General features: G+C 47.5%; 29 protein-coding genes. 17 read left to right on the top strand and 12 right to left on the bottom strand.

The features are described from left to right. Window positions 1-141: 141 nt before the first annotated feature. From BXP28_RS17215 to BXP28_RS17190, 6 genes are all read right to left on the bottom strand, one after another. Window positions 142-888 carry a LytR/AlgR family response regulator transcription factor gene (locus BXP28_RS17215; RefSeq protein ID WP_036655614.1) on the bottom strand — a complete coding sequence of 249 codons (747 nt, stop codon included), beginning with the start codon at window positions 886-888 and terminating at the stop codon, window positions 142-144. Next, on the bottom strand, window positions 881-2647 hold the full coding sequence (locus tag BXP28_RS17210; protein WP_036655616.1) for a sensor histidine kinase: 1767 nt from the start codon (window positions 2645-2647) through the stop codon (window positions 881-883). The genes BXP28_RS17215 and BXP28_RS17210 overlap by 8 nt, the downstream gene beginning before the upstream one ends. Before the next feature lies 1 nt (window position 2648). Continuing rightward, entirely contained in the window at window positions 2649-3209 is a 561-nt protein-coding gene (locus BXP28_RS17205; protein ID WP_023482341.1) for a GNAT family N-acetyltransferase, read from the bottom strand. Window positions 3210-3324: 115 nt separating this feature from the next. Next, complete coding sequence (locus BXP28_RS17200) at window positions 3325-4335, bottom strand: tagatose 1,6-diphosphate aldolase (protein WP_036657256.1); 1011 nt, start codon at window positions 4333-4335, stop codon at window positions 3325-3327. Window positions 4336-4696: 361 nt separating this feature from the next. Continuing rightward, on the bottom strand, window positions 4697-5677 hold the full coding sequence (locus tag BXP28_RS17195; RefSeq protein WP_174567578.1) for a 1,4-dihydroxy-2-naphthoate polyprenyltransferase: 981 nt from the start codon (window positions 5675-5677) through the stop codon (window positions 4697-4699). A gap of 134 nt (window positions 5678-5811) precedes the next feature. Beyond that, window positions 5812-6240 carry an EamA family transporter gene (locus BXP28_RS17190; protein ID WP_036655618.1) on the bottom strand — a complete coding sequence of 143 codons (429 nt, stop codon included), beginning with the start codon at window positions 6238-6240 and terminating at the stop codon, window positions 5812-5814. Between the two features lie 404 nt (window positions 6241-6644). On the opposite strand from BXP28_RS17190, the gene BXP28_RS17185 reads away from it, so the two are divergent. Then, window positions 6645-7622 carry an aldo/keto reductase gene (locus BXP28_RS17185; RefSeq protein ID WP_023482345.1) on the top strand — a complete coding sequence of 326 codons (978 nt, stop codon included), beginning with the start codon at window positions 6645-6647 and terminating at the stop codon, window positions 7620-7622. A gap of 101 nt (window positions 7623-7723) precedes the next feature. Here the strand turns inward: BXP28_RS17185 and BXP28_RS17180 are convergent, their stop codons facing one another. Together BXP28_RS17180 and BXP28_RS17175 are read right to left on the bottom strand one after the other, a co-directional pair. Continuing rightward, complete coding sequence (locus tag BXP28_RS17180) at window positions 7724-7885, bottom strand: hypothetical protein (RefSeq protein ID WP_158225700.1); 162 nt, start codon at window positions 7883-7885, stop codon at window positions 7724-7726. 109 nt (window positions 7886-7994) lie between these two features. After that, the gene (locus BXP28_RS17175; protein WP_096761128.1) at window positions 7995-8171 is read right to left on the bottom strand and encodes an ATP-binding cassette domain-containing protein; all 177 of its coding nucleotides are present in this window, start codon (window positions 8169-8171) and stop codon (window positions 7995-7997) included. Between the two features lie 56 nt (window positions 8172-8227). On the opposite strand from BXP28_RS17175, the gene pepT reads away from it, so the two are divergent. Then, window positions 8228-9466, top strand: coding sequence for a peptidase T (gene pepT / locus BXP28_RS17170; protein WP_036655623.1), 1239 nt, complete (start codon window positions 8228-8230; stop codon window positions 9464-9466). Window positions 9467-9549: 83 nt separating this feature from the next. Here the strand turns inward: pepT and BXP28_RS17165 are convergent, their stop codons facing one another. Beyond that, complete coding sequence (locus BXP28_RS17165) at window positions 9550-9987, bottom strand: hypothetical protein (RefSeq protein WP_036655625.1); 438 nt, start codon at window positions 9985-9987, stop codon at window positions 9550-9552. A 351-nt stretch (window positions 9988-10338) separates the two neighbouring features. Here BXP28_RS17165 and BXP28_RS17160 point away from each other — a divergent pair, with 351 nt between their 5' ends. Genes BXP28_RS17160 through BXP28_RS25260 form a run of 10 tightly spaced genes read left to right on the top strand, consistent with a single transcriptional unit; the run spans window position 10339 to window position 18337 of the window. Further along, entirely contained in the window at window positions 10339-11577 is a 1239-nt protein-coding gene (locus tag BXP28_RS17160) for a class I SAM-dependent methyltransferase (RefSeq protein ID WP_036657260.1), read from the top strand. Continuing rightward, complete coding sequence (gene rfbC / locus BXP28_RS17155) at window positions 11574-12113, top strand: dTDP-4-dehydrorhamnose 3,5-epimerase (RefSeq protein WP_024092967.1); 540 nt, start codon at window positions 11574-11576, stop codon at window positions 12111-12113. The genes BXP28_RS17160 and rfbC overlap by 4 nt, the downstream gene beginning before the upstream one ends. After that, window positions 12110-13033 carry an NAD-dependent epimerase/dehydratase family protein gene (locus tag BXP28_RS17150; RefSeq protein WP_023482350.1) on the top strand — a complete coding sequence of 308 codons (924 nt, stop codon included), beginning with the start codon at window positions 12110-12112 and terminating at the stop codon, window positions 13031-13033. Before rfbC ends, BXP28_RS17150 begins: the two co-directional genes overlap by 4 nt. Beyond that, complete coding sequence (locus BXP28_RS17145) at window positions 13030-14229, top strand: class I SAM-dependent methyltransferase (RefSeq protein ID WP_036655627.1); 1200 nt, start codon at window positions 13030-13032, stop codon at window positions 14227-14229. The genes BXP28_RS17150 and BXP28_RS17145 overlap by 4 nt, the downstream gene beginning before the upstream one ends. Before the next feature lie 5 nt (window positions 14230-14234). After that, window positions 14235-15002 carry a cephalosporin hydroxylase family protein gene (locus tag BXP28_RS17140; RefSeq protein WP_023482352.1) on the top strand — a complete coding sequence of 256 codons (768 nt, stop codon included), beginning with the start codon at window positions 14235-14237 and terminating at the stop codon, window positions 15000-15002. An 18-nt stretch (window positions 15003-15020) separates the two neighbouring features. Then, window positions 15021-15743, top strand: a complete 723-nt coding sequence (locus BXP28_RS17135; protein ID WP_023482353.1) for a glycosyltransferase family 2 protein — start codon at window positions 15021-15023, stop codon at window positions 15741-15743. Window positions 15744-15770: 27 nt separating this feature from the next. Continuing rightward, on the top strand, window positions 15771-16427 hold the full coding sequence (locus BXP28_RS17130) for a glycosyltransferase family 2 protein (RefSeq protein WP_023482354.1): 657 nt from the start codon (window positions 15771-15773) through the stop codon (window positions 16425-16427). A gap of 49 nt (window positions 16428-16476) precedes the next feature. After that, window positions 16477-17247: a glucose-1-phosphate cytidylyltransferase gene (gene rfbF / locus BXP28_RS17125; RefSeq protein WP_024092971.1), complete on the top strand. Its 771-nt coding sequence runs from the start codon at window positions 16477-16479 to the stop codon at window positions 17245-17247. Window positions 17248-17252: 5 nt separating this feature from the next. Continuing rightward, window positions 17253-18080: a CDP-glucose 4,6-dehydratase gene (gene rfbG / locus BXP28_RS17120; protein ID WP_367869682.1), complete on the top strand. Its 828-nt coding sequence runs from the start codon at window positions 17253-17255 to the stop codon at window positions 18078-18080. A gap of 50 nt (window positions 18081-18130) precedes the next feature. Further along, window positions 18131-18337 carry a hypothetical protein gene (locus BXP28_RS25260; RefSeq protein WP_311795071.1) on the top strand — a complete coding sequence of 69 codons (207 nt, stop codon included), beginning with the start codon at window positions 18131-18133 and terminating at the stop codon, window positions 18335-18337. 63 nt (window positions 18338-18400) lie between these two features. On the opposite strand, the gene BXP28_RS17115 is transcribed toward BXP28_RS25260, so the two are convergent. Together BXP28_RS17115 and BXP28_RS17110 are read right to left on the bottom strand one after the other, a co-directional pair. After that, window positions 18401-19450 carry a glycosyltransferase family 4 protein gene (locus BXP28_RS17115; RefSeq protein ID WP_046654998.1) on the bottom strand — a complete coding sequence of 350 codons (1050 nt, stop codon included), beginning with the start codon at window positions 19448-19450 and terminating at the stop codon, window positions 18401-18403. Then, a complete protein-coding gene (locus tag BXP28_RS17110; protein WP_051427956.1) occupies window positions 19410-20132 on the bottom strand; it encodes a glycosyltransferase family protein in 723 nt (240 codons plus the stop codon). Before BXP28_RS17110 ends, BXP28_RS17115 begins: the two co-directional genes overlap by 41 nt. A gap of 181 nt (window positions 20133-20313) precedes the next feature. Here BXP28_RS17110 and BXP28_RS17105 point away from each other — a divergent pair, with 181 nt between their 5' ends. The 3 genes from BXP28_RS17105 to BXP28_RS17095 are packed head-to-tail and all read left to right on the top strand — an operon-like array spanning window position 20314 to window position 22739. Further along, window positions 20314-21171, top strand: a complete 858-nt coding sequence (locus BXP28_RS17105; protein WP_023482359.1) for a class I SAM-dependent methyltransferase — start codon at window positions 20314-20316, stop codon at window positions 21169-21171. 48 nt (window positions 21172-21219) lie between these two features. Further along, window positions 21220-21900 carry a glycosyltransferase family protein gene (locus tag BXP28_RS17100; RefSeq protein WP_023482360.1) on the top strand — a complete coding sequence of 227 codons (681 nt, stop codon included), beginning with the start codon at window positions 21220-21222 and terminating at the stop codon, window positions 21898-21900. 17 nt (window positions 21901-21917) lie between these two features. Next, window positions 21918-22739 carry a methyltransferase domain-containing protein gene (locus BXP28_RS17095; protein ID WP_036655634.1) on the top strand — a complete coding sequence of 274 codons (822 nt, stop codon included), beginning with the start codon at window positions 21918-21920 and terminating at the stop codon, window positions 22737-22739. A 60-nt stretch (window positions 22740-22799) separates the two neighbouring features. On the opposite strand, the gene BXP28_RS17090 is transcribed toward BXP28_RS17095, so the two are convergent. Next, entirely contained in the window at window positions 22800-23567 is a 768-nt protein-coding gene (locus tag BXP28_RS17090) for an FkbM family methyltransferase (RefSeq protein ID WP_036655636.1), read from the bottom strand. Between the two features lie 224 nt (window positions 23568-23791). Here BXP28_RS17090 and BXP28_RS17085 point away from each other — a divergent pair, with 224 nt between their 5' ends. Both BXP28_RS17085 and BXP28_RS17080 read left to right on the top strand, forming a co-directional pair. Next, the gene (locus BXP28_RS17085) at window positions 23792-24925 is read left to right on the top strand and encodes a glycosyltransferase family 4 protein (RefSeq protein WP_023482363.1); all 1134 of its coding nucleotides are present in this window, start codon (window positions 23792-23794) and stop codon (window positions 24923-24925) included. 4 nt (window positions 24926-24929) lie between these two features. After that, on the top strand, window positions 24930-26051 hold the full coding sequence (locus tag BXP28_RS17080; protein WP_024092978.1) for a glycosyltransferase family 4 protein: 1122 nt from the start codon (window positions 24930-24932) through the stop codon (window positions 26049-26051). Window positions 26052-26129 lie beyond the last annotated feature (78 nt).

Raw genomic sequence — 26129 nt, 5'->3', positions numbered from 1 at the left:
GGCTGCCACCTCTTTCTCTTTGTTGCCTTTAGTATAATGAATGAAAAAGCATATAAAACGGTTTCATCATGAAAGGTATTATTATGAGGCTGAGCTGCAGAAATTAAGGGATGAAATACAGGAAAAAAGGAAAAAGCCCGGCTAAATACCGAGCTTTTGTTTCAGTTCTTTGGCATAGGTTCTGCTTACGGGAACCTTTGATCCATCTTTCATTATTAAGGTATAGGTAGAATTAAACCAGGGTTGCAGCTCTAAAATATGATCAAGATTCACGATAAAACTGCGGTGAACCCGGAAAAAACTGCTGAAAGTCAATTTCTTCTCCAGAACTACTAAGGTATCATTCGTAAAACATGTACGGGTTAAGGTCCGGACCGCTACCTTCCCGTCCACAAGTCCGGCAAATACTATGTCCTTGACCGGGAGCAGAACGATGGATTCTTCTACGGAAAGAGCAAGCTTATTCGCATTCTTATTTTCCTTATGCTCTTGGGAAACTGTTTCATTATTGTCCGCATCTCTGGCAGGGCAGAGCTTGTTATATTTTTGGATGGTTTGAATAATGCGGTCTTCATCAAAAGGTTTCAGAATGTAGTCCAGGGCATCTACTTCAAAGGCTTTAACGGCATATTGGTCATAAGCGGTGGCAAAGACAATGGCAGGCGGCTGCTTCATTCTAGCCAGCCGATTGGCAAGTTCAAACCCGTTATCTTCGGACAGCTGAATATCCAAAAACACGATATCCGGTTTGAAGTCCAGCATTTTCCCAACAGCCGTTTCAATACTGTCCGCCTCATCGATAATATCTACTTCCTTCGTCCTGTATAACAAGTATTTCAGCTCGTCCCTTGCGAGCATTTCGTCATCCACTACAAGCACCCTAAGCACTGGTGTCTTCCTCACTCTCTCTTTGAATAGGCAGGGCAAACGTAATCTTTGTCCCTTCTCCCTCACGGCTCTCAATATGAAGCCGGGTCTGGCTGCCGAACAGCCCTCTCAACCGTTGATTAATATTGTACAGGGCTGTTCCTGTGCCCTTCTCGGACTGAACAAGTTCGTAACCCAGAAAGACCAAATGATCGGCGGAAATTCCCTTGCCATTATCCCGGACGCTGACCTGCAGCTTCCCCTGATTTTTGAAGATCCGGATGTCCACCTTGCATTCAGGCTGCTTTCTTGGGAATGCATGACGGAGAGAATTCTCGACAAGAACCTGAAGCACAAAAGGCGGCACCAGAACGTCCTCCAGTCCGTCCTCCATGAAGGTATTCACTGTGTATTTGCCGGGAAACCGGGCTTGTTCCAAAGATAAATAAGCATGGACATGGCTGATTTCCTTTTCCAGCGGAATCAGAAGCTGCCGGGCTCCCTGGAGGTTGGACCGGAAATAAATACTCAACTGGAAAAGAAGTTTACGCGCTTTCTCCACATCCGTACGGCACAGGGCAGAGATTGTATTAATTGCATTAAACAGAAAATGCGGATTTACCTGCGCTTGAAGTGCCTTAATTTCAGCATCCTGCAGGAGCTTACTCTGCAGTTCGGCTTCTCCAAGCTCAAGCTGAGTAGAGAAGATATTAGCCAACCCTTCGGCCAGTTCCTCTTCTACCCGACTAAGGCGATTTACCTCCTTGAAGTACATTTTTAAGGTGCCAATAGTCTGGCCATGAGTCTTCAAGGGAAGAACAATTGCGGCTTCCAGCGGACAATTCTCATGGGAACAGGCAATCTCCCCCCGGCTCTTTGCTTTCTTGATCTCCCCGGTACGGAGAACCGTCTTGGATAACCCTGTAATCAGGCTTCTGGATGGAATATGGTGATCTGATGCCGCTCCGACATGGGCCAGAATTTTATGTGTATCTGTAAGAGATACCTCATCACTTCCTGTAGCCTTATAAATAATTCCCGCCACATGCCTGCATGACTCCTCATTTAGACCCTGACGAAAATAAGGCAGGGTCTCATCGGCAATGAGCAATACTTTATGAGTCTGCAAGGCTCTCGCCTGTTCTTCCTGCCGAAGTATGGACTGGATAATGGATAGAAAAATGAAGCTGCCCAGACCATTGACGATAATCATCGGGACCGCGATAGTACTGACCAGCAGCCAGGCGTCTGCGAACGGCTTGGCAAAGAGCAAAATGATGAGCATCTGCGAAGATTCCATGGCGATCCCGATAATAGCCGCGAATCTGGGTGAAATAGCGGCATGACGTCTCCGGTACCTCCGTCCGATGACCCCGGTTAATAGTCCGGCCAGAATGCTGGATAAAGCACAACTAAAGGCAGTACTTCCCCCCAACAAGTACCGGTGAGCGCCTGCCAAAACCCCCACACCAAACCCGACAACCGGTCCGCCTAGCAATCCTCCCATTTCTACACCCATAATCCGGGTATTGGCAATCGAACTGGACGGATCCAGCTTCATTTGCCAATCCTGATTAATAATCGTACTCCCCTTGATCTCAATGCCAGTATAGTTGCTGATAATACTGAACAGGGAAAATACTGCGATGAGAGCCAGCTTTTCTTTCACTCCACCCGAATCCTGAAGAAGTTTCCTGAACAATTTCATGTGGGCAAGCAGAAACCCCAGGATAACCATAACTCCTACCCGTTCAAGCATCATAATAAGTAAATGTGCCATCTTACAGTTGTTTCACCATATGATCATATGTTTTGTTATTTATGATCTTCTCTTTGTTCTTCACATAACCAAGCCGTTCGTACAAGGCCCGGGCTCTCGGGTTCTCTTGCACTACAATCAGCGCAATCCTGGCATAACCCGATGCGGCGGCCTTCTTCTCAGCGGCTTGAATCAGCTCTTGACCGATACCTTTTCCCCTTGCATTGGGGGAGACCGCCAAAGAGTCTATATAATACTCATCTTTATCCGCTTCCTGACTAATTCGTATTTCACTGCCTCGATTAAGCGAACGGAGCCGCTCCAGGATAGGCTGGTCCAGCCGCACAGCTTCACTTCCGTGGTAAGCCAGTAAAACGCCGGCTAGATTCCCCTCCTTTTCTTTAACCAGTACATTCTGGTAGCTGAGGCGGTTATCCTCTATGTGAAACAGTTCGGTTAATTGCCCAAGTACTTCGGATTCTTCTGAGGCTCCGGTCAATTGATAGGCTATACCCTGCATGGCCGCAAGCAGTAAGGGGGCTGCTGCGGCAGCGTCAGAGGGGAGTGCTTGTCTTATTGTCATGTATGTCACCTTTACGTTTTTTCTGGTTAAATCATATCATAAGGGGCAAAACAAGACAAATAACCATGAGGAGCTCCCATAGTTCCTGTCTTTAATAACTAATCGGCTTAACTATTCAAGGTCTATCTGCCACTTCAATATGATCCTTCCCGCCATAAAAGTCCCACCATGGCGTAGCGGCACCCGCGATGACCTCATTAAGTTTATTCATACGGCTTATACCTTCTTCTTTTAACCAGGAGCGAAGGCCGGCCTCGCCTTCTTTACCGTAAATTTGAATCCCGTCCTGCCAGGTTGCCCGTCCGCATAAAACGCCCGAGAACGGAACTTTCGCTTCACCCGCAAAGGTCAAGGTTTTCAAGAATAATTCGTTGGAAACACCTCCGCTTAAATAGATAAACGGAATGGTGGCGAGTTCAGCCGTATCCATAAAATGCCCAAGAGCTTCTTCCCGGGTAAAGACCGTTTCCCCTTCCCCGATGCCTTTCACGTAGTTCATGTTAACAGGAACCTCCAGCTTCAAACAGTCAATTTTGTACTGGGGTTTAGTGAATTCACGCATGCTTGCCTTCACTTTGGCCGGTCTCACTTTGGCAAATTCCACACTTTTGGCATCGGCTATATCATCTGTATAAGTCACCGCTTCGAAGAAAAACGGAATATCGTATGAGTCGCACTCCGCCCCTACCCGTTCAATGAAAGCGTGCTTAATATCATTAATATCCCCTGAATCGTCCGGATCGTAATACATCAAAATTTTGATTGCATCTACCCCTTTGTCCACAAAACGTTTCACAGACCAGTTGGGCAGCAAATCCGGCAAACGTCCTTTAACTGTCGCATCGTAACCTGTTTCCTCATAGGCAATTAATAACCCGCAGTTCTTATCCCGGATTTCTGCCGCTTTCCACCCGTATTCGGGATCAAGAAGAATAGCGCTGGAGTATGGGGTAAGCTCCTCGGAGACGAGCCTTTTAAAGTTTGCAACATGATTCTCATCCGCTTCCTTCCCGGTTGCTTCGGCCAACGACTTCTTGAGTGAACCCCGCTGGTCCAAAGCCGTAGCCACAATCAGCCCTTTTTCGTTCGCCAGTTTATTTAAGCCTTCGAATTTCCCTCTGGTCATTTTTACCGTCACAGTCAGCACCCCTATCTACAATCTTTATATGATTAATTTAAGTCAAAATACAACAGATGAATCAACCAGTACATGGAAAACAGAAAAGATAACGCTATCAAACTGATACGGACACAAAACGTCCACACAAAACGTCCAAAACAAAACGGGAAAGATGTGCCATGAAATTTCATACCTCCATACATAACAACCCGAGGAAATCATACCTACTCAAAACGGTTTTGAATACAATTTCATTTTGATCGCTCTGGCTGTAGGTATCGGACTAACCGGACCTGGTGTCTGCACTTTATTGTAAGAGTTAAAAACAGGATCTCTTCCAAAATTACAAAGGAGATCCTGTTTGTGTTCATATGTATCGGTTAAGTTCCCAAAATCCTGTGAAGTGAAGCAATATGGCTGCCCCCAATACAACAATTCTCGCCATGTTCAGAATGATAAAATTTTGAACGGCTAATCCGAACGTCTCTGCCTTCGATTGGTTACGAACAAACAGCGTAATATTTTTCCGTAATGGTATAAAAGTGATCAGCACAAGCACAAGAAGAACCGGATGAACACCCAGCAGATATAGTACGATCAGATCCAGATAAGAAACATAATAAACAAGCCGGAACAGCTTCAGCGCCAGCGTTTTCCCGATGTAGACAGGAAGGGTATACCGTTTATTCTCGACATCCTCTTCCATGTCGCAAATATTGTTGGCCAACATGATATTCCCAATGCCGGCGATAGCGGGAATCGAGACCAGCAGCATCAGCAGGACTTCCCGGATGTCCACGTGAACGGTCAGCCATTTATCCTCCAGCATAAGCAATACAATCTGTCCTTGTTCCAGATGGATATAAGACGAAATGAACAGAATGACAAAGCCCATAAAAAGCCCTGAGAACAGCTCACCCAGTGGCATTCGGGAAATGGCCAGAGGTCCGAAAGAGTATAAAATGCCCACCAGAAACGAGAGGCCCCCAAGCAGGAAAATCAGAATATCTGTCTCAATAAATATCCAGAAAGCAGCTACCGCCGCCACAAACAGCAGTGTAATAATCACGGTAACTACCGTGCTTTCTTTCAGCTTGTACTGCACAATGGCATTATGGACCTCATATCCGTATCCGTCAGTTTTAACCGCTCTTTTATAGTCATAGTAGTTGTTAATAGCCGTAGTCGCCATGTCAAATGAAAGCAGAGAAATCAGCATCAGCAAGAAATGGAAACCGTGGAATTCTTGAAAACGGAAGAAGGCATATAAGGTTCCCATAAAGAACGGGATTATACTTGCTGTTTTAGTCCGAATCTCAACCAGTTTGAAGAATTGTCCGAATGTCACGAGAGATACCCCTTTATGTCCAACATCATGATGCAACCTTAACATTATAAACCTTTTTCGGAAAAAGAGATTCCATAAACCAAAAAAAGCAGCCATTTTCTTTGCAGAAAATGCTGCCGGCCCGATTATTCCCCTTATGCGGCCAAAGCGGTAATCAACACCCCCACGGCAATAAAGGCCACTCCGACCCCGCCCCAGAAAGATAATCTTTCCCCAAGAAACAAGAGAGCGAATCCTACTGCCAATACGACGCTAAGCTTATCGATCGGAGCTACTTTGGCTACCTCGCCCTTTTGAATAGCCACAAAATAAAACAGCCAGGACAAAGCGCCCGCCACCCCGCTAAGAATAATAAAGAGCATTGCCTTCTTATTTACCAGGACATCACCGATTTGGGACAATTTCCCCTGGACGGCCAGAACCCCCATCAGAAACAGCATCATAATCACGGCCCGGATCGTCGTAGCCGTGTTAGGATCGACCTGATGAAGGCCTATTTTTCCAAAAATGGAAACAAGCGCAGCCATAACCGCTGAAGCAAGTGCAAACCATAACCAGCTCATGGCTTTCTCTCCTTTCTGATTTCCGTTTAACTGCAAAGAATAACACCCTAACTTATTCATAAGGTTAATCAAATATGTACTCCGCTATTTTATCGGAATTGAGAATCATTATCAACATAAATCTGTACTTATCCTCCCTCTTTATTCTACAATAGAATTGGGCTTGCCCGGAAACCCACTTCAATTGGAAATGGTCTGCATAGGCCAGTGGGGAAATCCCTCAGCCGCTGCCCGGGAACCCGCGAAAGGGATTGGAATTAACGGTATTTCATAGGTCCCAAAGGCGGACGTAAACTCTTACAGGATATCTCCCACCTCATTTTTACATAGCCATTTCCTGATTATGGGGTTTGTCGACAGTCTGAGATGAATTTCATACGTGAAGAAGGAGATGTGAACCAATTATGAAATTTCACCGATTAGGAAGCAGCGGATTAAAAGTATCCGCTTTAGGTCTGGGCACTAATGCTTTTGGAAAGCGCGCCGGCGAAGAAGCATCTGTCCGGGTTATTCATCAGGCTCTGGACATCGGAATTAATTTCATTGATACCGCTAATATTTACGCCGGGTCCGAGTCGGAAAGAATCATCGGTAAAGCCTTAACCGGAAGACGGCACAATGTGATACTGGCAACCAAAGCCGGACTGGTTCAAGGAGAAGGTCCTAATGAAAAGGGTTCATCACGCTATCACCTTCAGCAGGAGCTGGATAAAAGCTTGAAGCGGCTTAAAACTGATTATGTGGATCTTTATCAAATTCATACCTTTGATCCCTACACACCGCTTGAAGAGACACTCAGGACACTGGACGATATGGTCCGCACAGGCAAAGTCCGTTATATCGGGGCTTCCAACTACGCGGCCTGGGAACTGATGAAGGCTCTCGGAATAAGCGACCGGTTGGGACTGAACCGTTTCATATCCATGCAATCCTGTTATTCACTCGCGGACCGGACAATTGAACAGGAGTTGATTCCTCTCTGTCTGGATCAAGGTGTGGGGATGATCCCTTATTATCCGCTCGCAGGAGGAATTCTAACCGGCAAATACAGCTCGGCAGAAGCCGTACCCGCGGGGTCCCGTGCCGAAACAGATCCAAACTTTACCCGCTTTTTAAGTGAAGAAAGACTAACCCTCGGACATCAAGTCAGCGGACTGGCGGAGGAACTCGGCTGCAGTCCGGGAACCCTCTCCCTGGCATGGCTCATGCATCAGCCCGCTGTTTCCACCGTGATCGTAGGCGCTACCCGTGCCGGCCAAGTTGAGGAAAATGGGAAAAGTGTATCCCTGGAACTGAGTCAGGAGATTCTGGACAGGCTGGATTCCATCAGCCGTCCCTTCCGGTATGGAGAACCTTTTGCCGTATACCGCCTTCCGAAATAAGCTGAGGTGCCTGATTTACCGTAGTTGCATGGGGTTTGACCACCTGCCGTGCAATGCCGCAACGCGTAACGGAAGAGTTACGCGTTGCCTTTTCAGTATTGCTAAGAGGATTCTTCAGCTTCCAGCCATTGCTCGTAAAGAATGTCAAGCTCTTCCTGGACCTTTTCCCTCTCTTTCCAAATGTCGCCTGGATCTTGGATGTTTAAGGTCCACTCCCCCGGAGCATCCAGAGCAGCATCCAGAATTTTCATCTTTTGTTCCAATCCATGAATCCTCCGCTCCAACCCGGTACTCCTATGGTCCGGCTTATTGGGCGGACAAGGTTTATTAGCCAATGAGGTTTTACGGATCTGTCCTTCCGGATCTGCCTTTTCAGGCGGCCGTCCTGGTTTCCGGTCTTTCTCTTCTTAATAGGGTAGATTTCCCGCTGCCGTTAGGGCCAATGAGCCCGATTCTTTCCCCTTTCCGTACTTCCAAAGTGACATTTTTCAAAACTAACTGGGCGCCATGATATTTTAGCAGCAACAGGAATATTGGAAAAAGTAACATGGCCTTCAAGCAGCCGTGGTACAATAAACACAGAATGGCTAAAGGAGATGAAAAAAGTGAAGCAAGAGATCATTGAACGGTTTACCTCCTACGTGAAAGTAGATACCCAATCCAATGAAAACAGCGAGGCCTGTCCTTCCACGCCGGGGCAGCTGAAACTTGCCAATCAGTTGGTGGAAGAACTTAAAACCATAGGTATGGAGGAAGTAACCATCGATGAGAACGGATATGTTATGGCCAGCCTTCCCTCCAACACAGACAAGCAGGTGCCGACCATCGGATTTTTAGCACACGTAGATACGGCCACAGATTTTACCGGAGCTAATGTGAACCCGCAGCTTGTGGAAAACTATGACGGCAAGGAGATCGTCTTGAACAAAGAGCTTAACGTCATCTTGTCTCCTAAAGAGTTCCCTGAACTATCGGGTTATAAAGGCCATACCTTGATCACCACAGACGGCACGACTTTGCTTGGTGCAGACAACAAAGCGGGCATTGCCGAGATTATGACAGCTATGGCCTATCTGATCCGGCATCGGGAAATCAAGCACGGCAAAATAAGGGTAGCTTTTACACCTGACGAAGAAATCGGAAGAGGCCCCCATAAATTTAATGTTGCCGCCTTTAACGCTAAATACGCCTATACGGTAGATGGCGGTCCGCTTGGCGAACTGGAATATGAGAGCTTTAACGCTGCCGCAGCCAAACTTACCATAAAGGGAAACAGCGTTCATCCTGGAACGGCGAAAGGCAAGATGGTGAACTCCGCTAAGATTGCGATGGAATTCCACAGAAGACTTCCGCCTGATGAGGCGCCTGAACTAACGGAGGGTTATGAAGGCTTCTACCATTTGGTCTCTATTCATGGTGATGTGGAACAGACGAAGCTTCACTATATTATACGGGATTTCAACCGGGAGCAATTCAATGCGAGAAAAGCCAGGGTTGAACAAATTGCAAATGAACTGAGGAAAATTTATGGAGACGAGTGCATTACGCTTGATATGAACGATCAATATTACAACATGAGAGAAAAGATCGAGCCGGTAAAAGAGATTGTGGATATTGCCTATCAAGCGATGAAAAACTTGGGAATTGAACCGAAAATCTCCCCCATCCGGGGCGGTACGGACGGTTCACAGCTTTCCTATATGGGACTGCCAACCCCAAACATATTTACAGGCGGAGAAAACTTCCACGGCAAGTTCGAGTATATCTCGGTGGATAATATGATCAAAGCAACTAATGTTGTTATTGAGATTGTGAAATTATTTGAAGAAAGAGCAAAGGGATAAATTCCCTTTGTACCCGGTCCAGTTCAGCGACCTAAAAAAGTCCCAACCCCGAAGGGTTGGGCTTTCTTATCTGTTGTATTAAATTAATCGGAAGCTGCGAGTGCATGAAAGCTTTCAGGGCCTACGCGAGTCGCCAAAGCTATACCGGTCACACTGACGAAAGCCTGGTAAGTCAGGAAGCCAGGGTTCGGAGGCAGGAAGTCGGAACCGGCAATGGTGATGACTTCTGTGCTCAAAACGCCCACACCGAGCAGAGGTAAAGTATGGATCGCTGTATAAACAGTCGTTCCTACCCCCGGTCCGCCCAATCCTCTGACAATTTGAATGATAACGGATGAAGCAACGCTAACAATTGCACTTATTGTAACAGTGGCCTCAAATTGTACACGCAAATTCGGTCCTGCACCTGATGTGATTAACCCCAACGTCCCAAACAGAAGAGGGGCGCCGTCAACGGGAGTCAACGGAGATCCAAAAGAACCGGAGTTTTGGGAAACCTGATCATCTAAATAGGTCGGCATGATTCTTTCACCTCCTTTACATTTGATACTCTATCTTATGAATCTTTCATAGTTTCGCTTGGACGAACCGTCATATTCAATCATCTAAATCTGTAGTTTCCAAATAGGTTAGCATGATTCTTTCACTCCTTTTGCGTTTGATATACTATTTTATGAACCTCGCATCATTAGGTTTGGACGAACATTCCATAACCAATTACCCAATTCTTGTCCACCAATAGCCGTGAGGCCATCTTCCCCGGACAAAGTCACTTTTTATAGAGCTCAAGAATACGATGTGGTAACTATAACAAGGAGGAAACCATCCATGTGTTATCGGAGCCATTTTATAGGAAGCGAGATGATTTCCGGATGACGAGTGCAGCACAGTGCCGGTTTTGTTCCCGTTCGACACTGTACAGCTTCGTGGATTTAGGTTTAACGCCGCTATCCAATGCATTCGTCAAAGAAGAGCATCTTGGGAAATACGAAGCTTTCTACCCTCTGCATGCCTATGTATGCGCATCCTGTTTCCTCGTCCAACTGGAACAGTTCGAGTCCCCCGAGCATATTTTTGGCGACTATGCCTACTTCAGTTCCTTCTCCAGCAGCTGGCTCGCGCATGCCGAACGGTATGCGCACCAAGTCACGTCAGCATTCGGTTTGGATAAACATTCGAATGTTGTAGAGATCGCCAGTAACGATGGCTACTTGCTGCGATACTTCAAACAGAGCGGCATCCGGGTTCTCGGCATCGAGCCGGCCGGTAACGTAGCAGAAGCAGCCATAGAAAGAGGAATTCCCACGGTCATAGATTTCTTCGGAAGCAAGCTGGCTTCTGAACTCACCCGCCAGGGCCGCGGTGCCGATTTGCTGATTGGCAACAACGTGCTGGCTCATGTACCGGATTTAAATGATTTTATATCCGGCATGAAAATATTGTTGAACGAGAACGGCATCATTACAATGGAATTTCCCCATCTGCTTCAATTGATGCTTCACAATCAGTTCGATACGATCTACCATGAACATTTCTCCTATTTCTCCCTGTTAACCGTTAAGCATGTGTTCGCCAGTCACGGACTTGTAATTTTCGATGTAGAGGAGCTTTCTACACACGGAGGGTCGCTGCGGATTTATGCCAAACACGAGACAGACGGCACTAAACAGGAGACCGAACGGTTACGGAAGCTTATAGAGCAGGAACGGACATACAAACTGGATACCCTTCAGGCGTATCTCGTCTTCTCCGAACAGGTAAAGCAAGTAAAAAGGGATATTTGGAAATGCCTTATCGGGTTAAAAAACAAGGGCAAACAAATGGTTGGATACGGTGCCCCTGCCAAAGGAAATACGCTATTAAACTATTGCGGAGTCGGAAAAGACGTGATCGATTACGTCGTAGACAGAAATCCTTACAAGCAAGGGCTATATTTGCCCGGCACCCGTATTCCCATTTACCCGCCTGACCGGATTAGGGAAACGGAGCCGGATGTGGTCATTATCATGCCATGGAACTTATCGGATGAAGTGATCACCCAAACCGGCTACATTCGGCAATGGGGTGGTCAGTGGCTCCGGCTTATCCCCGAACCGGAGGTGCTGGAATGAAATTTTCCAAAACTCCATTGGAGGGAGCTTATCTCATTGGACTCGAAAAGCATGAAGATGAACGGGGATTCTTCACACGGACTTTCTGCGCTAACGAATTCGAAGCAAGGGGTCTGATGCCGCAATTCATACAGTGTAATCTTTCCTATAACCGCAAACGAGGAACGATTCGGGGCATGCATTATCAGCATCCCCCTTACGGGGAAGCCAAGCTTGTCCAGTGTATTCGGGGTGAGCTTTATGATGTCATTATAGATTTGCGCCCGCTTTCCAAAACCTATAGGCAAACGTTCGCTGTTCACCTGGCCGGAAATAGCGGGACGATGCTGTATATACCGGAAGGTTTCGCCCACGGGTTCCAGACACTGCAGGATGAGACTGAGGTCCTTTACTATATGAGCAGTCCTTATAAGCCTGAGGCAGCAGCCGGCATCCGCTGGAACGATCCTTCCTTCAGCATCGTATGGCCCCTTGATGTGAAAATCATTTCTGAACGGGACCGCCATTACCCAGATTATAGGGAGTTCTCCCGATGAGGACAGTTCTTGTTACTGGAGCCGGAGGTTTTATTGGCAGTAGTGTATTAAAGCTCCTAGACAAAAACCCGGATAAAATTCATGCCGTTTCACGAACAGTACCTTTACCGGATCATCCCTATGCCGTTTCCAATATAACTTGGCATAAGACTGATCTGTTCAACGCTGAACAAACCGTGAATCTCCTGAATCTCGTTCAGCCTACTCATCTGCTTCATTTGGCCTGGGAAGCGGAACCCGGGCTTTATTGGACATCACCGGCTAATTTCCAGTGGGCCGAGGCCTCCTTGCGGTTAATCCGTTATTTCCATGCCAACGGCGGACAACGCTTTGTCGCAGCGGGTACTTGTGCGGAATATGACTGGAAACACGGGGTACTATCGGAAGCAAGCCCCCTTGCTTTCACATCCCCTTACGCCACTTGCAAAAATATAACCCGTCTTCTCATGCAAGCCTATTCTGAACAAGCGGGACTCTCCTTCGCATGGGGCAGGCTTTTTTACTTGTACGGACCCCGGGAATCCCCTTCCCGTTTCGTTCCAACTGTCATCCGGTCGCTCCTGCGGCAAACCGAAGCTACGTGCACCAACGGGAATGCTTTCCGGGATTACCTGTATGTGGATGATGCGGCCTCTGCACTAATCACTCTATTGGAAACCGACGCTGGCGGTACATTCAATATCGCATCAGGGCAAGCCATTTCCTTGAAAACGTTGACCAAAACAATAGCCGCTATGTTAGGAACCCCAGAGCTGGTCCGATGCGAAGCCCTTCGAGCCGAACAGAACGAAACTCCGCTTGTCCTGGGTGATGTACGCCGCTTGCGTGATCTCGGCTGGAGTCCGGAAACCGGCCTGGAGGCGGGATTGGAATGTACAATTGCCTGGTGGAAAGAAACGATGAAGGGAGAGGAAAGATGAAAACCATCTCTGCAAAATGCCCTGTCTGCACTGATAAACAGACAGAATGTTTATTGTATAGAGCGCAAGTTCCCGTTCATCAGAATATGATATGTCAGGTTCAAGAGGATGCCGTTAACATAAAGCGGGGCGACCTGGCCATCCGCATTTGCGGGCGCTGCGGATTCGTGTTTAACGAAGCCTTTGATCCTGCCCTGATGAGCTACGATCAGCATTATAACAATAGCCAGAATTACTCCTCCGTATTTTCCGGTTATACGGGTTCTCTGGCTCAATCTATCGTCAGACAGACAGCGGGTAAACCGGAAACAACGATCATCGAAGTAGGATGCGGAAAGGGAAGTTTCCTTCATCAACTGTTCGACCTCGATGACCGGTTGACGGGATACGGGTTTGACCCGAGTTATGATGGCCCTGAAAAAGCATTCGACGGAAGACTTGGCTTTATCAAAGACCTATATGGGCCCAAATATGAGCATATTCCGGCTGATATTGTGGTCTGCCGTCATGTCATTGAGCATATCCCGGATCCGGTCGGCCTGCTGTCAACTGTTCGAAAAGCGCTCCGGAATTCCCCCCAAGCACGTGTCTTTTTCGAGACGCCCTGTGTAGAGTGGATTTTCAATCATCACGCAGTATGGGATTTTTTCTATGAACACTGTTCTTATTTCTCTGCAGCTTCCCTTACTAAAGCATTTCAGCAGGCAGGCTTCAAAACGGAACAGATAAGCCACGTTTTTAACGGCCAGTATTTATGGTTAGAGGCTTCACTTAATGCAGATAATCCGGCAAAGACGTTTGATTTGGCGGGTGACCCCCTTTCCGATACAGTCCAAGTAGTGGAAGCAGCACGTCAATACCGGCAGCAGGAGAACAACACAATGAACAGATGGCGGGAACTGTTCCATCTGACATTGGCGGAAGGGCCTCTTGCCATATGGAGTGCCGGAGCAAAGGGGGTCACATTTGCCCAATTATTTGACCCCGAAAGAACGCATATCTCCTGTATTGTGGATATAAATCCGAATAAACAAGGACAATATCTTCCGGGTACAGGGCATCCGATCGTGCATTGCCGTGACCTTCCCGATCTGGGGATCCGGAACGTTATCTTAATGAATCCGAATTATAAAACGGAGGTTCAACATTTGCTTGCAGATCATGAACTTCCGGTAAACCTTATGGAGCTGGAGTGAATGGAATGAAGTTAAATATCGACCTGAACGAAAGAAAGTTATCCATTGATAACGGAGGAGAACAGTTGGAGCTGGACTTGTACACCAAAGAAGCGTTCACGTATCTTTCGGACGTTTGGTTGAAATGCGGATGGATGAATAAATACGCATACAGCTTCACCTGGTTTGGCCGGCCTATCATTCAATTGCCCGAAGATATGATTCGCATCCAGGAGCTTATCTATCGTGTCCAACCCGACGTCATCATTGAAACGGGAATCGCACACGGGGGTACCCTCATTTATTACTCCAGCTTTTGCAAGGCGATGGGAAAGGGAAGAGTCATTGGGATTGATATTGAAATCCGCCCGCACAACCGCCAGAAAATCGAAAACCACGAATTGTTTGACTACATTACACTTATTGAAGGAAACTCTGTGGATTCCGCTATCGTACAACAGGTCCGCTCATTAGTGAAAGATGGAGAGCGCGTACTCGTTATCCTTGATTCCAATCATAGCAAGCAGCATGTACTGCAGGAACTGCAGCTTTATTCCCCGCTTGTCTCTGCGGATTCGTATATTGTAGCTACAGACGGTATTATGGAACAACTAGCCGGGGCACCCGGTATAAAACAGGATTGGTCCTGGGATAATCCAAAAGCGGCCGCCGAGCAATTCGTGCAAAACGATCCCAGGTTCGTACTGGAAGAACCCCTTTTTCCGTTCAACGAAGGAAACATTACAGAGCGGATTACGTATTGGCCAAGCGCCTACATTAAAAGAATCATATAGACGTCAGGAGGAGGAGACATGAAGTACGTATACGGCTTCTTCTACCGAAACAGCCTCGATTTATTGCGCCTCGCCCTTAACAGCATTAAGCCGTGTTGGAACCATACCGTCATTATTGATAATACTTCTGATCTTGCTTTACGGGGGGAATCTTTTCCGCAGGGAGTGCAAATTCTGGAGCCTCCCGTCCCCCTTACATTCACCCAATCGATGAACTACCTCATTCGTGTTGGTGAAGAGTGTGAAGCCGACGCCGTCATTTTCATGCATAACGATGTTGAATTGCATCCGGGTACAATTGAAGCTTATCTTTCAGCTTTAGAAAACCTTGTGCATTCAGACAAGAATTGGGGTGTCTTGCTGGCGAACGGCTTTTTGCTCGCAGCCATGCGGATGGAAGCCGTGAAAAAAATTGGTTTATGGGATACGGTCTGGTCCGATATTTTCAGTGATTACGATTACTGCCAGCGCATTCATATTGCCGGATACGACATAGTGGACACGTATCTTCCGCTGACCCACCATAACGGCGGAAGCAATACGATTAAAAAAGATCCCCTCCTGTTTTCATTAACCCAGGTGATGGGGCCATTGTGGCTGGAAATTTATAAAGCGAAATGGGGCGACATGCAGGTGCAAGAAAAATACCGTATTCCTTACGACCCCTCTTCTACGACGCCGCCACCGACTCATTGGCCCGATTATTACCGAGATTATAAGACCTATATCAATGAGAAGTAGTTCCGGAAACCAGAAGGAGGAGAATGCGTGATGAATTATTTGTTGTTCATCGGATTCGTCAACCGCCATGACTTACTGGAACGGGCCGTCCGCAGTATCGAACCATTGTGGCGGCATACTTCCATTGTTGACAATTCCGAGCTACGTACGCTGCGCACAAGCCCGCTCGCTTCTTGTGTAAACATCATTGAGCCTCCCGTCCCTCTTTCACTTAGCCAAACGATGAATTTGCTGAAGCGGAAAGGGGAAACGAACCACTGCGACGTTATGATGTTCATGCATAACGATGCGGAAATGCCCCCTGGTATGGCCGAATTATTTCTGAAAAAGGTAGAGCAGCTTTCTCAGTCTAATGTAAATTGGAGAACCGCTATCCCCCGTTGCGACGCTCTTACCGCCTTTAATGTAAAAGCCATGACCGAAGTCGGCCTGTGGGATACGTACCTGCCCAAATATTTCGCTGATGGCGATTATTACCGCCGTTTGAATTTGGCGGGCTACCCGCAAATCAATACGGAAGTTCCCATCTTGCATCATAACAGCGGTGCCTCTACCGTAAAATCCGATGCTTCACTGGCTGCCGTACACAATGCCACTTTTTCCCAATACCTCCGTTATTATGTAGTCAAGTGGGGCGGAGAACCCGGACAAGAGGCGTATACGGCACCATTTAACCGTTCTTAGTATGCCTGATTGAATTGTCTTCCAATTAAAATCCGGGGAGGTTAGACCCTTGAAGGTCGTCATATTAGCCGGAGGATTCGGAACAAGAATAAGCGAGGAATCCCACTTGAAACCGAAGCCCATGATCGAAATCGGAGATAAGCCGATCCTCTGGCACATTATGAAAATTTACTCTTACTATGGATATCATGACTTCATTATTTGTTTGGGATATAAAAGCTACCTGATAAAAGAGTACTTTGCCCATTATTACTTGTTCGATTCCGACGTAACATTCCGGCTTGGAGAGAACGAGTCTATCGTCCATAATCATGCCGCAGAACCATGGACGGTAACTCTGGTAGAGACGGGCAGAGACACAATGACAGGCGGCCGCATCAAAGCCATTCAAAAATACGTTGGGAACGAGCCGTTCATGATGACTTACGGCGATGGAGTATCCGATATCGATATCGGGGAGCTGGTGAAATTCCATCAAGCCCACGGCAAGCTTTCGACCGTGACGGCAACGCAGCCGCAAGGCAGGTTTGGGGCGCTCGATGTCACGGAGGATAACTGTGTCACCGGTTTCCAAGAGAAACCAAAGGGTGATGGCGGCTGGATTAATGCGGGTTTTTTTGTATTACAGCCCGAAGTATTCGATTATATCGAGGGTAAACAGACAAGCTTTGAGAGAGAGCCTCTTGAAAGCCTGGCCAGGGATGAACAGCTGGCTGCATTCAAACACAAAGGATTTTGGCAACCAATGGACACGCTGCGAGACAAAAACTATCTGGAACAACTGTGGAATTCCGGACAGGCCGCATGGAAGAAATGGTGAGGCATATGGATCGGGAGTTCTGGAAAGGAAAAAAGGTATTCATAACCGGTCATACCGGGTTTAAAGGAGCCTGGTTATGCTTATGGCTATACACGCTTGGCGCCAAGCCTGTCGGTTATGCACTGCATCCGCCGACAAATCCCAGCTTGTTCGGGCTCGGAAACTTGCAGGATATCGTCCCTACTATTTACGCGGACGTCAGGGACGGGGGCCGGCTGAGGCAGGCACTTGCAGATGCAGATGCGGATATCGTGATTCATATGGCGGCTCAACCACTAGTTCGGGAATCTTATCAAGACCCTGTTTACACGTATCAAACGAATATAATGGGTACCGTTCACCTGCTGGAAGCGGTTCGTCACCTTAACACCAAAGGACCCACCCGGACAAAGTCCATTATTAATGTCACAACAGACAAGTGCTACGATAACCGGGAATGGATCTGGGGATACCGGGAGAATGATCCTCTTGGGGGTTCCGACCCCTACTCCAGCAGCAAAGCATGTTCCGAGCTTGTCACGGCAGCTTACCGCTATTCCTATTTTCATCCGTCTGAATACGATCAGCATCAAATCTGTCTTGCAACGGCGCGGGCAGGCAACGTTATCGGAGGGGGTGACTGGGCCCGGGACCGGCTTATTCCCGATTGCATCCGAAGTTTCCCCCAAGGAGACAAGATCACAATCCGCCATCCCCAATCTGTCAGACCATGGCAGCATGTACTGGAGCCGCTGGGGGGTATCTACTGCTGGCACAACGGGCTTACGAGGAAGGACCAATTTATGCCCAGAGCTGGAACTTTGGCCCTGCATACAGGGATGCCAAACCGGTAGAATGGGTCGTTCGGTGTCTATGTGACAAATGGGGGGCGGTTGGGTACGAAGTGGATGATCAATCCCACCCCCACGAAACCGCCATGCTCAAGCTAGACTGCTCAAAAGCGGTTGAGCAGCTCGGATGGATGCCCCGGTGGAACCTGAATCAGGCGCTGGACAAAGTGGTGGAATGGATGCACGCATACCAGAAGCGGGAGGGCGTTCGGTCCATCTGCATCCGGCAAATTGAACAATATATGGCGGAACAGGTATAGTCCGTCACTCCATAAACATGCACCCTTTGGAATCTATCGAACCATTCCAAAGGGTGCATATTGTCATAGCAGGCACTGCAGGTAATCCCACCAAATTTTTTGGGTGTTGGTTTTCGAGTAGGCAGCCCGTCTTTTTCTCTGGGCGTTAAGTACCCTCATCTTCAATGAATCGTCTTCCAGTACCTGATTCATTAAAGCGGCTATAGCTACCCAATCCTTATTTGAAACAAGCAGACCACCGCTTCCGAGCGTTTCTCCGACAGCACTGCTGTTATAAGCGACAATTGGAACATTAAAATGCATGGCTTCGAGCAATGGTACACAAAATCCCTCATGCTCGCTCATGCACAAAAAAAGATCTGCATTACGGTAATACGCCAACAGCTGTTCAAAGCTCACATGTCCCACTAAATGAATATTTAGCAGATACTGTCGGGCCAACCGCTTGATTTCTTCCGTATAAGCTTCAATCACCGTGGTCCCCACCAAGAACAGCCTGGCTTGCGGCTGCATATGCTTTTGGTAAAAGGCAAATGCGTGGACAACATCCTCGATTTTCTTGTTTGGCACTATCCTCCCGACGAAAAGGATATCCTTTCCCTGCTTACTGCCGGCAAGCCAGTGGAGCAACTCCGTATCCGTCGGTCGGTCGTAATCGTCAAAATCGAGAATAATGGGAGCTGTGGCCGTATTTCCGTAGCCATAATGGAGAAGCTCCTGACGGTTATATTCCGAGTCGGCGAGAGCCATATGAATATACGGCCTCATCTGCGCCAAATCGGTCCGCCCTTGTTTGCACAACGAGGCGATATGCGAATCGTAGGGTTCAAAATAGCAATCCGGGGTGATGTTGTGGTAAATCATCCACCTTTGCCCGGTGAAATCCGGAATAATATGGTTCAACTCGCAGCCGATGCTCATATGATAAATAACATGGCGGTCAAGCGGAATTTCGTTCACCGGATGTACGGTCCCGTAAAAGTAAGGGTGAATGTTCCGGGCATAAATTTCTGATTTGACTCCGTGGGCATTCAATACTTTTTTGATATTCAGCGCGGAATTTCCTATAGCGTCACCATATGTCATGGATATCATGAGCTGATTGACTTCCATCGTCTGTCTTCACCTCCCCGCCAAAGAATGGCCAGCGATACATGTGCATAAAATGCCTTTGTGCCAGTCTGTATTGATCCCAGTTTGCATCATCCAGGCAATGATGATATACCCATGCCGATTGCTGGGCAGGAACAACGACCCGGTACCCGCGAAGGTTAAAGCGGATGGATTGCGTTGTGTCGTAATAATGAAATCCGTCCAAACGTTCGTCCCATTCCAAATCGTACTGAGTGATCATGATAACCCCGTCAATAATTTCGACGGGAGCAAAAAGTCCTTCGACCTCACCGATACGAAGCGTTATATGATTGGTGAAACAAGCCTCTATCAGCCCGTATTGCGGCTTCCCGTCCCACCAGGAACCTGTTGGAGGTACATGTTTAGATCCGACAACACCCAGCATTCCGATCCGCTCATCCAGGAGGAACACATTCAGACAGTCCCCAATAAAATGCTCATTTATAATAAATGTATCCTGATGCAGATAGACTTTATATTTCGCATTCGTCCGCCGCATCCCCTCGTTATATCCTTTAGTCATGCTGGAAGCACCATAGACCGGAACCAACTCGACGGCATATCCGGGCGGAATCACTAACTTATTGATATGTTTGACATGAAAATCATAGGTCTTCTCATCATTCACACAACAAATGAAAGCAAATAAATGGGTGTTCATCTTGCTCCCCCCTGAAAATGCCATACGATACATGCTATGCATATTGCTCATGAGCCGGAAGGGCTCGCTTCCCGTACGGAGACAATATATTTCGCATTCCGGTAATGGATACCCATCCAAGCGAGACGCCCTGACGGATCATATCTTAGCAATAGAACAGTTTGCCACCTAGGAGGGAATTATGACGATAAACGACCGGATCATCAATCAAATTTTAAGTGAATTCAACCGGAGCCCGGCGCGCATGCCTCAGGCACACTTCCAAGTAGTACTGAACACGGAATATACCCACATGGAATTCACTGGTGAACGTTTAGTCATAAACGACCAGGTGAAACAGCATTATGCCAAAGTGTTTCATGAGCATGTGATGCGCTATGACTTTGCCAGCAGATTTGTTAAAGATAAAATCATACTTGATGCAGCTTGCGGAGCCGGTTACGGGGTAAAAATGTTTGAAATCGCCGGAGTCCGGCAGGCGACGGGAATCGATATTTCTGCAGAAAGCATCCGCTACGCCTCCTCCCATTATCAGGGCCCAAATACCCGATTTTTGATTGCGGACATTCTCTCACTGCCTTTTGCCAACGAAACCTTTGATATTGTCATCTCGTTTGAGACGATCGAGCATATCCCGAACGGGGCGGATTGGATACGCGAATCAGCCAGAGTGTTAAAAGACGGAGGACTATTGATCATATCTACACCTAACCGGGTGCTGCACAGTCCGGGCATATATTTTGGTGAAAAGCCCCGGCATACCTATCACCTGTTCGAATATAGTCTCCCTGAATTCGTAGGTGAACTTCTTACTGAGTACGATATCGCTGAATTGTACGGACAAACGTTCGTTCACGATTTTGAACAGCCCGCTATACAACCGATCCGGGAATCAACAGGTCTTCATTCGGATGATGCTCCCCTGTACCTTGAATTTGTCTCGGAGTTGAAGAATCTGTATCATTTGGTACCACTCAGCCGCATCAAAAATGCGCAGCCTACATTCGTTATCGCCGTTTGCAGAAAAAAATCGAAATAAAAAGTCCACCCCGATTTTCATTTACCTTTCAAACGGAGGGATAAGGCCGTGATACCCGATCCTCATTCCATCGCATTCATCTCCTGTGTATCAGATGAAAAAATGTATCAGCGATGCGTTTCCTACTTGAATCTTCTACGTCTGCCTCCCGGATTTTCTCTCGAAATCGTCCCGATATACGGTGCCGCCAGTATGACGGCAGGATATAATGCAGGGATGCGGGCTTGCCGTTCCAAGTACAAAGTTTATTTGCACCAGGATACGTTCATTATTAATCAGGATTTTATTTATGAATGTCTCGGCGTTTTTGGACAAGAACCTAAAATCGGCATGATCGGCGTTATGGGAAGCAAGAATCAGCCTGCTTCGGGGGTTTGGTGGGAAGGTGAGCCATTGCATACAAAGTGGGTTTCTTATGTAGACGGTGTTTTTTCGGTGCAGGTTATCAATGAAATCACTTCCCCTTATGAGATTGTTCAATCCATAGACGGCGCCTTCATGGTGACCCAATACGACGTCGAGTGGGATGAAGCCGTAACAGGCTTCCATTTTTATGATGCCTCCCAATCCATTCGCTTTACGACTTCCGGATATTGGGTCGTCATCCCGGCTCAGCGCGATCCCTGGATTTTACACTATCGCCTTCATGATACGAATTGGGAGGAGTACTACAGTTATCTCCAAAAGTTTGTTCAGCTCTATCAATGGGCGTTACCGCCTAAACAATAAGCGAAAGGGGCTGCATGATGCTCAAATCGAAACTTTGCAGTGAGAAGGACTTCTGTACGGAATGGTATGCGATCGGCAATGAAAAGATGAAAGCCGAAACGTTTCTGCTCAAGTCCCACCCGCACATCCGCAGAGAACAATTCCGTTTTCACCGGAAAATATGGGAATGGTGCTACATTTATCAAGCATTGAAAGAACGGGATCTGCTGCGCCCCGGTAAAAAAGGGCTTGGATTCGGCGTTGGTACTGAACCGTTAACAGCGGCCTTCGCTTCCCACGGTTGTTCTATCACAGCGACAGACCTGGACTTTGCCAGGGCCAAGTCAATGGGATGGGTCGATACGAACCAGCATGCGGTTAGTCTGGAAGATTTAAATAGTGAAGGGATTTGTACCCCCTCCCAATTCGTTCAACTCGTTGAATTCGAATATTCGGATATGAACCATATTAACCCGAAGTATAACAATAAATATGACTTTACGTGGTCCTCCTGCTCCTTCGAACATTTAGGCTCACTGGATCAAGGCAAGCAGTTTATCATCAATCAAATGAAATGCTTGCGTCCGGGAGGCGTTGCCGTTCATACGACCGAATTTAATCTGACCTCCAATGAGCATACACTTGATCATGACATGACCGTTCTGTTCCGGCAGCAGGATATCGAGTGGATGGTGGCTGAACTCAGAAGTCTCGGTCATAAGATCGATATTGATTATACTGTGGGAACCGGCCCCGTAGAGTCGTGTGTCGATGTACCGCCTTTTACCCACAACCCCCATCTGCGCCTCCAGCTTGGGCAATATGTATCAACCTCTATCGGACTAATTATCCACAAATAAAAACCACAAAAGAGGGCTTTTCCCTGAAGCAGAGTAGGCTACTTCAGGGAAAAGCCCCTTCTATCTGACCAGCATTAAATCAATATGTTCCAATTCCCCGTAATCGGCCAAAAAGTCTGCATTCGTCGGCTTAACCTCAAAATTCCGCTGAATGTTGTGGAAGCTGAACCCGGTTTCGACAAAAGGCCTGAGTACGGACTCCGGAGGGTAGCCGCCATAGATTAACGGACAATACTCCAGAAAGACGGTCATACTTCCATTGGTGTTGATAATCTGCATTAAGTTATCCATGATGAGCGGTTCTCCACCGTCAATATCGATTTTAATAACATCGACCTTCAAAGAGGGCAAGTAATCGGAAATAAGCCCGACAGGTACCGTTGTTTCCGTCACTCCGTTCAAACTCTCCGCACCCGGAAAGAAGATGCTGGCTCCGCCTTCGCCGAACGCTCTCAGCTTCATCTCTCCCCTCGTGTTTGAGGCAGCCAGGCGATTCAAGTGGACCCTATCCTTGAATCCATTGTAACCGATGCTTTTTAACATGTTTTTGTGATAAAACGGGTTTGGCTCAAATGCATGGACCGCCCCGGACTGACCGACCAGCATTCCTGCAAGCATAGAGTAGTATCCACAATGCGCCCCAATGTCCAATACCGTCATACCGTTCTTGACCGTGGACAGAAAGACTTGTGTAACGTGATCTTCCCATAGGCCGGTCACGGCGATTTCCAGACAAACGGGATCACGGGTATCCAGGAAAATTCTCGGTCCATTCGAAAGCTTCGTCAATATCGTATGGTTTCCCACATACAAGGGTAAATGGTTCAAATCATAATCCTCCCTCTCGGTTGGCGTTCATATATCATGCATGCTGTATTATATGCAGACCAACTATAGTGGAATAGACGATTCCACTGGTTGCCCATCGTAAAATTTAAATTATCTCCCGAACTTATGCGGTCGTACGTTTCCCCGAGGCTGCAAATTTTCATATACTGATGTAGTGTCAATTTCGGCGAGATCCATTTTCTTGCAAAGGCAGGTATTCTTATATGAAATACTCCGGTGTCTACTGGATGGGACATGTATATGATATGGGCGGGTATGGAAATGTTTCACGAAACTACTTGAAAGCACTTGAAGCCGCCGGAATCCCTGTATATATCTACCCAATCGGGGAGGCCCACTCCGAAATCGGGTCGGGTACGAAGCAGTGGATCGAACAGTTATCGACCTCTCAAATCGGCAGCAACCCGGTTTTTGTCTTGCATACGCTGCCCAGTCTCTTTCACGTGGTGAAACCGCCAATTCCACATGCGGCCAAGAAGATCGGAATCACCCTGTTCGAGACAGACCGGCTGCCGTTCGGCTGGGGCGCGTTTTGCAATAAAATGGATGAAATTTGGGTTCCTTCCTCCTTTAATCACCAAACATTCCATCATAGCGGCGTTGTTCTTTCCAAACTTCAGATCGTCCCTTACGCCATTGATGTCACCAAGTTTTATCCCGGTAGGCCGTTTACCAAATTTCCGTTTCCCGTTTCGGACCATACCTTCAAGTTTACGTATGTTTTCGGCTTCGATTTCCGCAAAGGGTATGACCTGTTGATTGAATCGTTTTGCGAGGCTTTTTCCCCTCAGGAAGAGGTTTCTCTCATTTTGAAAGTATATATCTACAGTGAACATACTCCCGAGTATGTCCTTAACGAAATTCGGTCCCACATTCCAGAAGAGCGGTTCCAGAGGCAAATTGCCGTTATTATCGAATCTTTTTCCCAGGATCAGCTTCTTGATTTCTACCTGTCCAGTGACGTATACGTATCCATGGACCGGGCCTGCGGCTGGGGAATGCCTCTGATGGAGGCAATGACTTTGGGACTTCCGACTATATCCATCCGTTGGGGAGGTCCGACAGAATTTATGAATGATGGCAACAGTTTCTTGATCGAACCTGAAGGGGGACTTGTTCCGGTAGAGGAGAAACTCCAATACTCCCGGCCTGAGGTATATCTTAACCATCAATGGGCCGACGTATCGGTTCAGAATGTTGCAAAAGTACTGCGTGAGGCTTATGAGAACAAAACGAAACGGGAAGCGGTTGCTAAACAAGCTGCCTACGATATGCATACCAAATTTGCCCCCCATGTCATAGGAACGAAGATCAAGAATCTGCTTGGACGGAGCTGAGGCTATGAATCCGGTTGAAAAGGGAGTCAATCTTATCGGGTTCGTCCGTTCGGAAACCGGTATGGGGCAATCATGCAGGCTGGCGGCCCGGGCATTGGAGGAAGCCGGCATTCCGTTCTGCATTCTGAACTATTGCCAAGGTGATCCTTCTCCGAATGAGGATACATCCTGTCTGGATAAAGTGACCGATCATCCACGATATTCTATTAATCTAATTCATGCTAATGCCGATCAAATGCAAGCTGTCCTGCAGCATTTTGGTCCGGCTCTGTTTGCAGGCAGGTTCAATATCGGCTATTGGCATTGGGAACTTCCCATTTTTCCTGACCGCTGGATTCCAAGCTTTCAATATGTGCAAGAGGTATGGGTACCGTCCCGCTTTATTGCCAATGCACTCTCTGCTAAATCACCCGTTCCTGTCACCCTTATCCCGCATGGATTTGGGAGCATGGAAGAGAAACCGGATAAGAAGGATATCCCGTTCTCAAAAACGGAAGAGAAGCCTTTTCTTTTCCTTTGTATGTATTCAGGATATAGCTTTCTTGAAAGAAAAAATCCCTACGGTGCAATTAAAGCCTTCCAGACTGCTTTCCATCCGGAAGATGTCTCGGTCAGCCTGTTGGTCAAAATCAACCACGCTGATGATCACCCGGACGAGGTGGAACGGTTAAGGTCATTTGTGGAGCCTTATCCTAACATCCGAATGATCGAAGGTACCTTAACCAGAGCAAATGTGCGGTCGTTAATCCGGCGCGCGGACTGCCTCATCTCCCTGCACCGTTCCGAAGGGTTTGGACTGCCCCTTGCGGAAGCAATGGCGGCAGGCACCCCTGTCATCGCTACAAATTGGTCGGGTAATACCGACTTTATGAATGAATCGAACGCTTGCCCCGTTCAGTTCAAGCTTGTCCCGCTCGGAAAGGACTATGGCCCTTACGAAGCCTATCAAATGTGGGCGGAACCGAACATCGAACACGCGGCCCATTACATGCAGCGACTCCTCTACGATGCAACATTCCGGGACCGGATAAGCCGTGAAGGACAGCACACAATCCAGAACCTTTATTCTCCGCAAGCTGCCGGAGAGGCCATCAGGCTGCGGCTCCATACTCTTGGGTTACTATAGCGGCCGATACGATTAAAAGGTATGTATTGCTGACATTTCAGAGGGGAATCCAATGTACAATATGGATTCCCCCTTCTT

This window comes from Paenibacillus larvae subsp. larvae (assembly GCF_002003265.1).
GTDB lineage: Bacteria > Bacillota > Bacilli > Paenibacillales > NBRC-103111 > Paenibacillus_H > Paenibacillus_H larvae.
The sequence above is the reverse complement of the archived record's forward strand: the minus strand, read 5'-3'. Positions and strand labels throughout refer to the sequence as shown.

Bases quoted from the DNA above. Each gene is read 5' to 3' on its own strand.
- BXP28_RS17210 (WP_036655616.1), bottom strand. From the start codon at position 2,647: ATGGCACATTTACTTATTATGATGCTTGAACGGGTAGGAGTTATGGTT.
- BXP28_RS17205 (WP_023482341.1), bottom strand. From the start codon at position 3,209: ATGACAATAAGACAAGCACTCCCCTCTGACGCTGCCGCAGCAGCCCCC.
- BXP28_RS17200 (WP_036657256.1), bottom strand. From the start codon at position 4,335: ATGACCAGAGGGAAATTCGAAGGCTTAAATAAACTGGCGAACGAAAAA.
- BXP28_RS17190 (WP_036655618.1), bottom strand. From the start codon at position 6,240: ATGAGCTGGTTATGGTTTGCACTTGCTTCAGCGGTTATGGCTGCGCTT.
- BXP28_RS17185 (WP_023482345.1), top strand. From the start codon at position 6,645: ATGAAATTTCACCGATTAGGAAGCAGCGGATTAAAAGTATCCGCTTTA.
- BXP28_RS17175 (WP_096761128.1), bottom strand. From the start codon at position 8,171: ATGTTACTTTTTCCAATATTCCTGTTGCTGCTAAAATATCATGGCGCC.
- BXP28_RS17165 (WP_036655625.1), bottom strand. From the start codon at position 9,987: ATGCCGACCTATTTAGATGATCAGGTTTCCCAAAACTCCGGTTCTTTT.
- BXP28_RS17160 (WP_036657260.1), top strand. From the start codon at position 10,339: ATGACGAGTGCAGCACAGTGCCGGTTTTGTTCCCGTTCGACACTGTAC.
- rfbC (WP_024092967.1), top strand. From the start codon at position 11,574: ATGAAATTTTCCAAAACTCCATTGGAGGGAGCTTATCTCATTGGACTC.
- BXP28_RS17150 (WP_023482350.1), top strand. From the start codon at position 12,110: ATGAGGACAGTTCTTGTTACTGGAGCCGGAGGTTTTATTGGCAGTAGT.
- BXP28_RS17145 (WP_036655627.1), top strand. From the start codon at position 13,030: ATGAAAACCATCTCTGCAAAATGCCCTGTCTGCACTGATAAACAGACA.
- BXP28_RS17140 (WP_023482352.1), top strand. From the start codon at position 14,235: ATGAAGTTAAATATCGACCTGAACGAAAGAAAGTTATCCATTGATAAC.
- BXP28_RS17135 (WP_023482353.1), top strand. From the start codon at position 15,021: ATGAAGTACGTATACGGCTTCTTCTACCGAAACAGCCTCGATTTATTG.
- rfbG (WP_367869682.1), top strand. From the start codon at position 17,253: ATGGATCGGGAGTTCTGGAAAGGAAAAAAGGTATTCATAACCGGTCAT.
- BXP28_RS17115 (WP_046654998.1), bottom strand. From the start codon at position 19,450: ATGGAAGTCAATCAGCTCATGATATCCATGACATATGGTGACGCTATA.
- BXP28_RS17110 (WP_051427956.1), bottom strand. From the start codon at position 20,132: ATGAACACCCATTTATTTGCTTTCATTTGTTGTGTGAATGATGAGAAG.
- BXP28_RS17105 (WP_023482359.1), top strand. From the start codon at position 20,314: ATGACGATAAACGACCGGATCATCAATCAAATTTTAAGTGAATTCAAC.
- BXP28_RS17095 (WP_036655634.1), top strand. From the start codon at position 21,918: ATGCTCAAATCGAAACTTTGCAGTGAGAAGGACTTCTGTACGGAATGG.
- BXP28_RS17085 (WP_023482363.1), top strand. From the start codon at position 23,792: ATGAAATACTCCGGTGTCTACTGGATGGGACATGTATATGATATGGGC.
- BXP28_RS17080 (WP_024092978.1), top strand. From the start codon at position 24,930: ATGAATCCGGTTGAAAAGGGAGTCAATCTTATCGGGTTCGTCCGTTCG.